The following is a 12,714-nucleotide window of genomic DNA, read 5'->3' as shown; positions in this document are numbered from 1 at the left end:
CCAAGAGCGGTGGAGGAGAGGTGATCCTGCTGGCCGCGCCGCCAGCATTGTATGTCATCCTGGCCTTTAAGATGCAGCTTTTTGGCGATGCTCTGGCCCTTGGGGTCTACATCGAGACCCTGCAAAGCAAGCTTAACGAGAGCCTGGAGGGAACCGGCATCAAGCTTGCATACAACGACGTCATGCACAAGAGTCTCTATCTGAGCATTCTGGGAATTCAAGTCATCTTCTTGATGCTCATCGTCTCCGCTTACGCTATTTCGGGTGCGGTCGCGTTCCATCTGAAGACCTATCGATGTTTGGGTATCGCCTTCTTCATTGTGAGTGTGCTCGTTGGAGTTGGAACTCTAGTCTTGGCCGTAATTGACGGGATGTCGTCTGAGTCCGCCCCTCAACGGCTCCTCGGTGGAGGATCAGCCGAGATGAAAGGGGTATTCGGCATCCGGAAAGCCAAGCCGGGAAGCGGGCAGGAGAAGCCAGGCTGAGGGCGGACGGGGTGGACCTCGGCCCCCTCGCGGTCCGTGACAATCAGTAGTCATTGGCTGGCTGGCGATGCGAATACGCGATACCTGAACATGCGAGCCCACCAGAGACGGCCTAACGAAGAGGCTCATCGGCGTTCCGGCACTCCAGAGCGTCGGTGACGACGCCCTGGAGTGCCGTTTCTGCGGTGAAACATCACGCCCGCCCGGGTGAAGCGCCCGCCGCTTTCTTCCCGGCCCGGCGAGCGCAGCGGCTACAACCCGGAACATGATCAAGAACCTCCTGAGCCGCGATCTGCCCACCTTCGCCCTCTCCGTCCTGCCCTTGCTGGCCACCGCCGTTCCGGCCTCCGCCGACATCTCAGCTGCGGCTGTCACTCTGCCCGCCGCGCCCGAGACGGTGTCGCTGTTCGAGGGCATCGATCGGATCACGGCGGCCGCCGAGTCCCGCGACGGCTACGTCCGCACCGCGCAAGCACTGGAACGCCGGCGCCATCCCCGACGACGGCTGCAACACCCGAGCCGAAGTGCTCCTCCAAGAAGCCGTCGACTACCCCGAGATCGCACCGGGCTGCAAGCTCGCCGGCGGACGCTGGTTCTCCCCGTACGACGACACCTCCTTGGAGACCGTCGGCGAGGATGACCGGCGCCTGCTCCGCCGGCTCTCCGGCTTGGTCGCCGACATGCTGGTCACCAAGAACGTCTACACCGACCAGTTCTTCCTGGCCCGGCGGCGGGAGCCGATGAGCGAGTCCGCGGAGTTCCAGTGGGGCCTGCTGCCGCCGCTGACGATGACCGTGCCGCAGGTCGAGGTGGCAGGCATCCTGGAGCCCGCCTACCGCGTGGCCGACGACAGCTTCGACTACGCCCTCAATTCCGGCAGCCGGCCGCCCCGTCGGGCCCAGCTACCACCAGGGCGGCAAGGCGGGTGATCTCCGCCTCAGCAAGCAGGCCGTCATCCCCCCGCGGAACCGACGGCAACAGCCCGCCGTCGTGGTGAACGTGAGAATTCCCTTCCCCCGAACACCATCCGAGTCTCGCGGTCTACGACTGTGGCACGTCTGGCTCGTCCTTCCCTTGGTCTTCATAGCCGCGGTCAGCATCGCCGGCAGCGTGTTCTACGCAGGATGGGACCTCCTCGGCGCCCACGGGATCAAGACGGAACGTCGCATCGACTCCAAGACCCTCTTTGACCTCGTCAAGCTCTCCTTCGGCGTCGTTGCCGGAGCTGGCGCCCTCGTCGCCCTCATCGTCGCCTACAGGCGCCAGCGCGTCGACGAGGACGGCGCCCTACGAGACGCGACCCGACTCCACAGCGAACGCTTCACCACCGCCGTCGCCCAGCTCGGCAACGAATCCATCGCGGTCCGCCTCGGCGGGGTCCACGCCTTGGCTGGACTCGCCGACGACGCCCCCAGTCCCAGGCTGCGTCAAACCTGCATCGACGTCCTGTGCGCGTACCTCCGTCTGCCCTACACCGCCGCAACAGACCTGCCAGCAGAGGACGCCCAGGCGCAACACGCCTACCTGGCCCTCCGGGAAGTTCGCCACACCGTCATCCGGGTCATCCGCGACCGTCTCAGCCTGGACTCAGGGCACCAGCTCACTTGGCAGGGTCACGACTTCGACTTCACAGGCGTCGTGTTTGACGGCGGTGACTTCGCCGGCGCGGTGTTCTCCCATGGCATGGTCTCCTTCAAGGGAGCGGTCTTCGCCAGCGGTGAGGTCACCTTTGCCGAAGCGGTCTTCGCCAGCGGCAAGATCACCTTCGACAACGCGACGTTCCCCGGTGCCGAAGTCAACTTCGGCGATGCGTTGTTCTTGGGCGGCGCGGTCTCCTTCCAGGACGTGCTCATCACCGGTGGCTCCGTTTCCTTCGAGAGCGCGCAGTTCTCCAGCGGCTATATCGACTTCTCCCAGGCTGCGCTCACTGGCGGCACTGTCTCGTTCCATGACGTGGCGTTCAGCGGCGCCAGGGTCAACTTCGCCGGCACGTATTTCGGCACACCTGTCGACTTCGTCCATGCGAGGCTCTCCGCCGGCGACATCACCTTCGACCGCGCGAACATCTCCTTCGACGCCGTCAGCCTCCCCGAGATGGCGGCTTCCGGCACCACGATCCACTTCCGCGATGTGCTGTTCACCGACAGCACTGGTGCCATCACTAACGCGGTGCTCGCCAACGGAAGGATCACCGCGAGCGGGCTACCAGCGTCCCAACCTTGATCATCCGCTGAGCCGAATCCAGGCCAACCGCCCGCGCCAAGAGCTACGCCCCTGCCCCGAAGCGCCGAGAGCGTCTCAACCACGACCTGCCGATCGGCGGCGGGGCCGCGGGGGGGGCCGAGCGACGACTCAGGGCCGCGGGGCGGGGTAGCGCCCTATGAGCGCCGGGGCCAGCCCGATGTCCTCAGCCCTGGCGGCTGGCGGTTTCCGAGCAGGTCGCGGTCAGAGCCGAGCGCGGGTGGGCGCGCGGCTCGGAAGCTGCGGCCCTGGCCGGGGCGGGGCCGGACGTCGGCACCCGCCCACGGACCGAGATCCCGAAGAGCGGGGCGAGCTGGCGCATCGTGAGGTTGGTGCGGTAGTACACGGCGACCAGCAGCACCCGCTCCGCCATCGGCAGGCACCACGGGCGGCCACCACCGGGCCCGTTCCCGCCCCGCTCCCGCACCACCTTCACCAGCTTCGCGAACCGATCCATCCGCAAGCCCGTGAACGTCTCCACCCACACGACTCAGCCCTCAACACCCCACCCATACAGGAAAAATGCCCCGGACTGAGCCTTCTGCAACACCCTTTAGCTTGAGCTTTAACCTCCGGCCGTGCCATGACGGCTGAGGTTGATCTCCAGCTCAGACCCGGTGCGAGGCCTCGTTGACGGTCGGCGCATGATGGCCGTCATGGAGAACGTGGTCGAGAAGGTCAAGGTCTGGTTCCGGTTCATCCCTCGCGAGGGATGGTTCCCCCAGGACACCGAGGGCCTGTGGGCGACGCCGCTCGGCGATGACACGGCGTGTGTGCAGAACATCCCGTTTCTCCAGAACGGGGTCGCCGAGGGCGATGTAGTGCGATACCAGACCGATGCCGACGGGCTCCACTGGGCTGTCGGGCGGGTTAGTTCGTCCGGCAACTGCACGATCCGTGTGGTGCCTGTGCCCAACGGTCCCCTGGGACGCAGTCCGCAGGCGGTGCATCAGCGCCTTTCAGTGTTCGAGCTCGGAGGCGAGGTCTTCAGCGAGGACTTTCCCATGGTGGCCTTCACCGCACCGGCAGGCGCGGACTTCGCCGGGATCAAGACTCTCCTGGCACAGGGGCAGACAGAGGGATGGTGGCACTACGAGGTCGGATGTGGCACCGCCGAGTGGTGGAACGCCTGAGCCTGCCGGCTCTCCGATTCGTCGAGGTTTGGTGCCGACCTTGTGATGTGCGGGTCGGGTGTAGGACTCGCCTGTGGCGAGGACGCGTCCGACGTCGTATCGGGTGGCGGGTCTCCGGTTCTTCGAGCCGGGTGGGCGGCCGGGGCCCGATCGAGTGGGTTTCGGTGCACGGGCTGGAGTGCCCGTCTTCGCGCGGAGGTTCCTGAACCCCCGGCGGACTCGGGCGGGGGTGAGTCTGTTCGGTTCCGCTGGCCGTTCCCACGGCCGGCGGAGGTCGCGCGCGAGTGGCCGGGCGAGCCGGAGTTGGGCGTGGGCGGCCAGGACGAGCCAGGTCCAGCGGTCGGCCGCGGCGGAGTCCCGGAGCTTGGGTCGGGTCCAGCCGAGCGTCTGCTTGAGCAGGCGGAAGGTGTGCTCTACGTCGAACCTTCGCAGGAAGGCCTGCCAGCATCGGTCAACGTCGTCCGTGGTGGCGCCGGTACCCGACCACCAGAGCCAGACGGGCTTGTTGACCCCGCCGCTCGGCAGTTTCTCGACCGTCAACCTGATCACGGTGCCCTCGATGATGGGCAAGGGGCCGTCGTGATCACCCAATGCCGCCCGGCGGGTCAGCCGGGGGCGTAGCCGGTCCCAGGCCTGCGCGGTCGCTGTCCCGTACCGCTCGGTGTCGGTCACGGTCACTACCGCCACCTCTCCCCAGGTCTCGGGGCTGCCGAAGACGAACTCACCTCCGTGCTTGGGCGGGCGCCCGCCCTGCGGCGGGCAGATCCACGGCACCGGGACCGGCTTGCGCATCACGCGGTCGGACCGGAGCCGGCCCAGCACCTCGATCGGCAGGTCAGCCAGGAGGTGGGCGATACGAGGCGCGTCGTATCCGGCGTCCAGCACGACCAGGACGTCTCGGTCATCGTCCCGCCACTGGCCGGCCTCGATGAGGCGTTCGATGACCTCGCGGACCTGACCGGCGGTGACGGCGGCCAGGTCCGTGCCGGGCTCCAGCCGAATCGCGTCGAGCAACGCGGTCCACGAGGTCCGGCCCGTCTCCAGCGCGGCGACGATCGAGTACGGCCAGCCGGGCACCATCTGGTGCTTGCCCAAACCGCGGCCGAAGGTGTGACAGAACGAGCGGTCCGAAGACGTGTCGGCGTCCGGGCGCAGCCACGGGGAGACGTCCACCGCCAACACAAGGCGTCCATCGGCGGCCCGGGGCAGCGGCACACCGGCCAGGGCCCGCCTCAGCCGAGCTACGTCGATCCGGCCCCGGTTCAGCCCGGAGTACAGGGCACCGTGGCCGCGTCGGTGCTCGGGAGCGAGAGCCAGGTCCACGAGGGTGCGGACGGGACCGTCAGTGCACAGCAAGGCGTCGCACAGCTCGAACAGCGCGTCGCTCCGGGAGACCAGGCACGAGTACAACTCGGTACGGAATTCGGTCACCGCCGCCAGCGCGCCTCGTTGAACCTCGTGTCCGGCCAGTTCCACGATCCCGGCCTCCGTGCCGCAGCGACCCTGGTCACAGGATCAAGCCCCGGCCCCTGGCGCATCCGGTGAACTGGAGAAAGCCGAAGCAAGTTCGATCCGCGTTCGACAGCGGACGATAAACGACAAGCTGAGTGGTTGTTTTTCATCCTGGAGCATGGCCACAGCTGAGGTCTGTCAGCGGGGGCCGTTACCTTCGCCGTCATGACGACACATTCCAAGCCGCTGAGGGACAGCCCGCTGATCTGCCCGGCCAGCGCGCCCAGCAGGACCAGGGGCCAGGCCGGCAGTGCCACCACCAACCCCGCGCTCCCCGCGCCGACGGCGGATGCCCGCCGGTCCTCCGCCAGGGACAGGTCCGGCGTCGCCTGGACCGCGGCAGGGGCGGCGCATCGAGCCAGTGGCGGGTCGCCAGGCCCAGCCCCACCACACAGGCGAAGGCCGTGCAGCCACCGATCAGGTCGGCGTAGTTCAGGTTGCTGGCCGGTGTGACGTCGCGCCTTCGGTGAGGTCCCGCCGGCTGCCACGATGCTCGTGTGCCGTCGGAGCCGGACATCGTTCGGGGCGGCGGAGTGTGGGCCCCTGGGGCCGTCTGCCCAGAGCGCGAAGCCGACAGAGCCTGACGGAGAGGGGAAGCGGTCGGTGAGCGCTGACGGAGCCACAGTCCACGGGAATCCGATCTCCCGTAGGGTGCATGGCGAGCCTGACAGGGAGATCCCTCGTGATCAGCAGCTCTCCGCAGACAGCCCCATCGACCATGGAGGCCCGCAACAAGTCGGCTCGGGTCAGTATTTGGTCGGCTGCCATGGTCGTCATTCTGATCGTGGCCATCTTCGCGACGCCGATGTTCTGGTTGATGTACGGCAGCTACTACTCATTTGCCATGTTCGTCTTTTGGCCTTGATGCCATCCCGGCCGGGCATCTTGGCCGCCGCCGCGGCAAGCGCCTGGGCGGCCGCGACCGCGGTGGGCTGCCGAGTCGGATGGACATGCTGACTGATCCGGCTGCCCGGAAGGCAGGAAACTGTGCCGTCCGCATTACGCGAACGCGGGTCTCCGCTTACCCTTCGTAAGGGAGGTCGAGGGGCGGCAGGTGGGGGGAGTCGGGTGTCGGCCGAGAGCGTTCGCGTCATCCTGGTTGAGTACTACGTCACCGAGCACGGCATCCGCATCTTCGGGATCGTTCCCGAGGCGGACAAGCCGGAGATCCTCACTGTCGGGCTGACACGAGCAGAGTTACGGGCTTCGGCCAAGGCCTTCTACGCCCTCTTGCGCCGTAAACGGTTCCGCATGACCGACCACCTCGCGGGAGAGGCACTGCGGGCGCTGGTGCGGCCGATCGAGGATTGGGCGGCACCCGGCGACGTCGTGTATCTCGTCCCGCACGACGCGCTGCACCGGCTGCCTCTCCATGCCGTCCCCCTCGACGGCGCGCCACTGGCCGACCGGAACCCCGTCGTGCTGGCACCCAGCGCGTCGGTGTTGCGGTACTGCTGGTCCCAACGGAAGGCGACGCGCTCGTCGGTGCTCGTCGTGGCCGCCCCTCCCTCCGATCCGCCGATGACGTTCGCGCACACTCAAGCTACAGCGGTGAGTCGGCTGTTCGCGGAGCCTGAGGTGCTCGTCGGTGTGCAGGCTTCACGTGCCGGGCTGCTGGAGCGGTTGCGGGCGGGAAACGGATCGCCCGACGTCCTGCACTTCTCCGCCCATGGTGTGTTCGAGCCGGTCGATCCGATGCGCTCCGGTGTCGAACTGGCTGATGGCAGACTGACGGCTGAGGACGTCCTTGGCCTGTCCTTGGCTGTGGATCTGGTCGTGCTCGGCTCCTGCGAGAGCGGCCTGAGCGACCGGCGTCCCGGCGACGAACTGATCGGGCTCACCCGAGCCCTGCTGTACGCGGGGGCCGCGTCCACGCTGGTGTCGTTGTGGCGGGTCGACGAACTGTCCACCGGCTTGCTGCTGACCCGCTTCTACGAGGAGCTGCGAGCAGGCAACAGCAAGGCGGAGTCACTTCGCCGTGCCCAGACGTGGCTGCGCGGGCTCACCCACGCCGACGTCCTGCGCCATGCGCAGGATTTCCGGTCCACGCTGGCGGACGGCTCTCCGCTTGGGATGGTGTTCCTCCTGGAGCAAGCCCGGCTGTTCGCCGGGGCCGGTGACGTCGGGACAGCTCTGCGGATCTACGACGAGTTGTGCGCCAGCCGTGGCCTGGCGGACGGTCTGCGTGCCGCCGCCCGGGTCCAGGCCGGCCAGGTGCGGCTCGCCCGGCCGGTCCTCGAGCGGCGCTCGGGAACGGAGAAGGCCTTTCCCGATCCGTACCACTGGGCGCCATTCGTGCTGACGGGAGACTGGTGCTGATGACCTCCGGCCCTACGGTGTCCGACCTCATGAGCACCGACTTCGATACCGCGCACACGGAGCCGGACGGTTCCGACTTCCTGATCGGTCCGGGTAGCCCGGGCGGCTCGGGCAGTGGGGACGCCCCGGACCGCACCGGCCGTCCCCTGGTCCTGCTGGACGGGGCGGGCATCCCGTGCGCGTTGACCAGGCCCGACGGTCGGGGGCCGGTCGTAGTGGTCTCCGCGCGGTTGGACATCGTCGTGCTGCTCACCTCGGCCGACATCCTCGACGTGCTGGACGGGGCGGCCGGGTTGGTGGTGGTGCGGGCGGGAACCGTGGTGGGTGTGGTGCCGGTGGACGCGTTGCGTGAGGAGGCCGTCCGTCTCCTGGAGACGGCAGGAGCCCAGCTGGGGATGGACTCGGATCCGCTGGGACGGCCGACGGACTTTCCTGACCCGGTCCGCATCACGTGCACCGCCTGTGGGGAGGCCAACGAGTTCGAGTACTACGTCGAGTGGAAGGCGTACACCTGCCAGAGAGGCGCCCATCGCCTGGTGCCCCCGTCCCGTCGTGGCGGCACGTGATGGGCGTGCTCGACACGGCCGCCGGGGCCCTCGAACAGCGCACCCTGCGCGCCGTGTTCGTCCCCGTGCTCGGATTCCTCATCGCCCTCGGCGGACTGGTCGTAGCGGGAGTCGGCTGGTCGGCGAGCGTACGATGGTGGGCGGCGCTGGACGGCTCGGCACGGCTGGCACTCGCGGGCGTGCTGCTGGTGGCGGCCCTCCTGATCAGCCAGCTCATCGCGGCGCAGCGTACGGCGTTGGTCCGTCTGCTGGAGGGCTACTGGCAGAAGCTTCCGCAGGCGTTCACCGAGAACGGCCGGCGCCGCCAGGCCGCGATCCACCGCGGGCTGCGCATCGACGATCCCCGCTGGCACCTCTACCCCCGCGACAGCCGGCTCCTGCTGCCCACGACGTTCGGCAACGTCATGCGCGGCGCGGAGCAGTACAGCACCGACCGGTACGCGATCCGGGCGGTCATCGCGTGGCCCCGCCTGTACCCGACGCTTCCTGATTCGTTCCAGCACACTCTTGCCGCGGCACTCGGCGAGCTGGAACTCGCCGTGACCATGTGCGCCCTGGGGGCGGCGTTCGCGCTGACGGGCACCGGCATCGCGGCCTGGCTGCTGCCCTGGTACGCCGTGGCTCTGTGCTGGTGGGGCGGATTCATGGTGGCATGGCTCGCCTACCTCGCTGCCATCGGCGCCGCCGAGGCGTACGGCCGGCTGCTGCGGACGGCCTTCGACGTCTACCGGTGGTCGCTGGTGGAGGCCATGGGTCTGCGTCGCCCCGCCCACCACGAGGACGAACCCACCTTGTGGCAAGCCCTCGACCGGCTGTGGGTCAGAGGCGCAGTGCATTCCGACGAGTCCGCCCTCCTGGACCACGCGGCCCCGGGGGCCGAGCCCTCGCCGTTGCGGCCGCCCCCGGCACAGCCGGACCCTCCGTCACAGCCGGACCGGGCCGAGCACGAACACGACGCCCCGCAGGACGATTCCACGGAGGGTGGCGTCCGGAGCGGCAGGCCGTCAGCGGGCTCCAGGAGGCGGTGGCCCCTCGTCGTCGTGATCCTGGGATTGGTGCTCGGCGGCGGGACGGCTGCCGCGCAGGCCTGGACGGAACCGACGACCGCGCAGCGGTCCGTTCCGCCCTACCGACCCCTGGCCCCCGCCGACCTGCACGGCGGCCACGCTCGCGACATCGTCGGCCGCTACCCGCTGCGCCGCCTGGCCGCCGGGCAGGCCGTCTCCACAGACCTGCTCGGCCCCCGGCTCGCCGACACGGCACTCGACGGCAGGACGGTCCTGCCGATCCAGCTCGCCGAGGGGCACCTGCTCGCGGACACCGTCCGGCGCGGGGACAAGGTCACCATCATCGTGTCAGCCGGCACGATCGTCCCCGACGTGCTGGTCCTGGACTTCCGGGGCGACTCCGTGATCGTCGCGGTCGTCCGGGCCCACGCCGCCGACCTCCTCACCGGGAGCGGCCCCCTCAACGCCCTGCCCGGCTGACCCCGCCTCGGCCAGAAGCGTCCGCACCTGAGCGAAGGTGATGGGCATGCCCCGACGCAGCGCCACGTACTCGGCTGCCCGTCCGCCGTGTTCGGCCAACGTGTCCCACGCTGTCAGCTGCCGGTCACGGGCGCGGCGCCGGGCCCTGAGCGGCCCGGCCCTGTCGACCGCCACCCGCATGCGCCGCGCCTCGACGCGCAGGCTCCGTTCGGCCACCGCCTCCCTGCCGAGCAGCCACACCAGGTCCACCGCGTCCTCGTCCAGACCGGCCCCCTCCAGGCCTTCCATCGTCTCGAAGAGGTGACGCTGCGCCGCGCTCTCCGCGTCCACGGCCTTCGCCCATCTCAGACCGGGCGACCAGCCGTCCTCGTCGCGCGGGGGCGTGACCCTGTACCGGTGCGGAGCCAGGTACGCCTGACCGATGCGGGCCCTGCTGCGCTCGACCTCTTCGGTCGCGCGCTCCACCCGGAGCATCGCGGCCACGACGTCGGTCAGCCCGTCGACCTCGGGCCGGGGCACTCGTTCCCCGAGCAGATTGACCAGGTCCCGCGACCGGGCCCGCTCCACCAGGTCGAACGCCTTCACCTGATCGGCCGCCTCGTCGACCAGCAGTCCCACCACGTCCTCGTACAACGGTTCCGTGGTCGTCGCGTAGGCGATTCGCGCTTCGCCGTCCAGCACGTTGGTGCGGTCGTCGTCCCTGAGCGCGATGGCTTGCTCCAGACAGGCCAGGGCGCGGCGCGGATCGGTACGGGCGAACACCTCGCCGCTCAGCTCCAGCAGTTCCGCCGCCACGGCCCCCAGTCCCCGCCGGACCAGCTTCAGGGCCGTGCGGTACAGGACTTCCGCGCCGCGTTCCGGGACGCCGGAACCGAGCAGCGCCACTCCCGACCGAATGGCTCGTCTGCCGGGTACGTCGAGCATCCCGTTGAGCACACCGCTCACGAACGCACGGATCCGCGCGTTGCCCGGGACCTGCTCCCGGATCAATTCGACGCCCCGAGTGAACACGTCCAGGTCGTCCGGCGAGGACCGGAAGCGACCTCCGACCGCGGCCGCGGTGATCGTGACCGTGTGGCGCAGTTGCTGGATCTTCTCGGCGCCGGCACTCTCCGGGTGGAACGGGACGCGCCTCATCCGGTCCACGAAGGCGTCGAGCCGCGGATCGTTCCGCACGTACAGCAAGCTGCCGACCTCGATGGTCGTCCGGGCGCGCAGCGCGGGAACGACGTGCGGGCTCAGCAGGGCGTCATCGAGCGGTTCGAGACCGCCGAGCCCGATGTCGAGGCCTGCGAGCCAGGCGTCCTTGGCGATCAGGACACGGATGTTCGGCAGTCCAGCCCTCCGGCACAGCTCGGCGGCGTCCAGCAGGGCCCGCTGCCCGTCCTCGGGGTAGCCGTGCAACAGGTACGTGTACCCGAGTGTGGTCAGGCAGCGGATACGGCAGGCCCGGTGCTCAAGGCGGACCTCGCGTGCGGCGTCCTTCGCTGGTGTGGTCAGGTTGAGCAGGCGCACCGCCTTGTCGCTCCAGTGGACCGACAACTCCACATGGCGTACCTTGCCGCCCAGGAAGTTCTCCCAGTGCCCGGGCGCGGGAGGGATGAACACGCCCTGGGAGATCCGCGCGGCGGATTCGTCGAGCACCTTGACGAGAGTGAGATCGGGCTTGCCCGTGCGACCGTACGTGGCGTCGTACCGCCAGGTCTTGTGCAGCCACTCCTCGTCACCCTGATTCGTGTACCGCATGAACAGCGAAGCATCGAGCCGGTACAGCCAAACGCAGGGCCGCTTCATGAACAAGGCCAGGAACAGCAGGTGCAGCGCGACCGCGAGGCCCAGGGTTTCCGCCGAGCCCGTTCCGGGACGGGCCGTGAGGGTCAGCGCACCGAGCCACGCGGGGAGCAGCAGGAAGCCGTAGGCCGCGCTGAACACGGTCCGGTGCCGCACCTGCGGGGAACCGACGACCGAGACGAACACACGCTCGCAGAACCTGGCGTAGACGGTCAGGGCCCCACTGAGTGCCCCGGCCACCAGCAGATAGACGAGGACGCCGGACAGCCGTTCCCGGCTTCGCGCAGCGATGACCGCGCCCACCGGGCTGAGCGCCAGCAGTGCAGCACAGGTGATCCACGAGAGAGCGGAGACCTGCACCTCCATCCGTCGATAGCGGCTCAGGCTGCGTGTGGCCTTCAGGAACTGCTGGTGCATGAGGCCGGTCAGTCCCAGGACCACCAGCGACGACAGTGCCGGTTCCCGTGCCCACAGCACCAGGGGCACCAAGAGAGCGCCGTGGGCGAGCCACTCCACCAGCCGCGGTAGGCGATGTCCCGGCTCGTCCAGCCCGTATCCGGTGAGGACGAGCATGACCTCATCGATCCGTCGGCTGCTCACCGCGTCGGCCAGCGACCATTGCACGATGGCGAACACCAGTACAAGGGGCAGGAACCACCACAGCACGGCGGTCGACGGAACGCCCTGCAGCAGCAGCGCCGCGGCACCGCCGACCCCGCAGGCCAAGCTGCCGACCCCACCGACCGCCGCACCGAACAGCACCAGGAGCGTCAGCGTCAACGGGCCGCCCGCGGTGAGCGCGGCGTAGGCATCAGCCAGTTGCCAGCCGGCACAACCCCAGAGGAGCAATTTGGCCAGCCGACGCAGTGGACTGGTGCGCACGAACCGAACGACCAACGAAAACCACGATTCTTCACCCACGTGCCCTCACCCGGTAGTAGAGGTTGGCGTGCGCAGTTCAGGTACGGAGAGGAATCAGATTCAAGCCACTTCTCATGGTATGCGTCGGCCACCGTTGATCGTGCGGAATCAGCCGATCGGTCCGCGTGAGTTCCGCGTCCTGTTCAGCGGCGCGCCGGGCGAGTCTGTGGACCTGCCGGCCGGGCAGTACGGCGGTTCCGAGGAGTAACCAGGCTCTCGACAACACGCGGGCTCACACGGACCAGGACGGTGTGAGTGT

The 12,714-nt window shown here is 68.8% G+C and carries 7 protein-coding genes and 3 pseudogenes; 7 read left to right on the top strand and 3 right to left on the bottom strand.

The genetic code is table 11. The features are described 5' to 3' along the window. The first annotated feature begins 20 nt into the window (after nt 1-20). The 3 genes and pseudogenes from ACIBAD_RS34820 to ACIBAD_RS34810 all read left to right on the top strand — a co-directional run bounded on the left by ACIBAD_RS34820 (nt 21) and on the right by ACIBAD_RS34810 (nt 2,708). Nucleotides 21-485, top strand: coding sequence for a hypothetical protein (locus ACIBAD_RS34820; RefSeq protein WP_134068403.1), 465 nt, complete (start codon nt 21-23; stop codon nt 483-485). A 623-nt stretch (nt 486-1,108) separates the two neighbouring features. Then, a pseudogene (locus ACIBAD_RS34815) lies at nt 1,109-1,357 on the top strand (serine/threonine-protein phosphatase); the annotation flags it as partial. Nucleotides 1,358-1,559: 202 nt separating this feature from the next. Further along, nucleotides 1,560-2,708, top strand: coding sequence for a pentapeptide repeat-containing protein (locus ACIBAD_RS34810; protein ID WP_398910846.1), 1,149 nt, complete (start codon nt 1,560-1,562; stop codon nt 2,706-2,708). A 307-nt stretch (nt 2,709-3,015) separates the two neighbouring features. Here ACIBAD_RS34810 and ACIBAD_RS34805 read toward each other — a convergent pair. Next, nucleotides 3,016-3,239: pseudogene (locus tag ACIBAD_RS34805) on the bottom strand (transposase family protein); the annotation flags it as partial. A 131-nt stretch (nt 3,240-3,370) separates the two neighbouring features. Here ACIBAD_RS34805 and ACIBAD_RS34800 point away from each other — a divergent pair. Then, entirely contained in the window at nt 3,371-3,859 is a 489-nt protein-coding gene (locus ACIBAD_RS34800) for a DUF4265 domain-containing protein (protein WP_134068404.1), read from the top strand. A gap of 12 nt (nt 3,860-3,871) precedes the next feature. Here the strand turns inward: ACIBAD_RS34800 and ACIBAD_RS34795 are convergent. After that, nucleotides 3,872-5,335 (bottom strand): annotated as a pseudogene (locus ACIBAD_RS34795) (NF041680 family putative transposase); the annotation flags it as partial. A 718-nt stretch (nt 5,336-6,053) separates the two neighbouring features. Between ACIBAD_RS34795 and ACIBAD_RS34790 the strand changes: the two are divergent. The 3 genes from ACIBAD_RS34790 to ACIBAD_RS34780 all read left to right on the top strand — a co-directional run bounded on the left by ACIBAD_RS34790 (nt 6,054) and on the right by ACIBAD_RS34780 (nt 8,256). Continuing rightward, nucleotides 6,054-6,236: a hypothetical protein gene (locus ACIBAD_RS34790; RefSeq protein ID WP_398910844.1), complete on the top strand. Its 183-nt coding sequence runs from the start codon at nt 6,054-6,056 to the stop codon at nt 6,234-6,236. Nucleotides 6,237-6,439: 203 nt separating this feature from the next. Further along, nucleotides 6,440-7,690: a CHAT domain-containing protein gene (locus ACIBAD_RS34785; RefSeq protein ID WP_398910841.1), complete on the top strand. Its 1,251-nt coding sequence runs from the start codon at nt 6,440-6,442 to the stop codon at nt 7,688-7,690. Continuing rightward, nucleotides 7,690-8,256: a hypothetical protein gene (locus ACIBAD_RS34780; protein WP_398910839.1), complete on the top strand. Its 567-nt coding sequence runs from the start codon at nt 7,690-7,692 to the stop codon at nt 8,254-8,256. Before ACIBAD_RS34785 ends, ACIBAD_RS34780 begins: the two co-directional genes overlap by 1 nt. Before the next feature lie 1,355 nt (nt 8,257-9,611). On the opposite strand, the gene ACIBAD_RS34775 is transcribed toward ACIBAD_RS34780, so the two are convergent. Further along, nucleotides 9,612-12,416, bottom strand: a complete 2,805-nt coding sequence (locus ACIBAD_RS34775) for a hypothetical protein (protein WP_398910837.1) — start codon at nt 12,414-12,416, stop codon at nt 9,612-9,614. Nucleotides 12,417-12,714: the final 298 nt, after the last annotated feature.

Source organism: Streptomyces sp. NPDC051109 (assembly GCF_044455885.1).
Lineage (GTDB): Bacteria > Actinomycetota > Actinomycetes > Streptomycetales > Streptomycetaceae > Streptomyces.
This window is presented reverse-complemented; position numbering and strand designations above follow the sequence as displayed.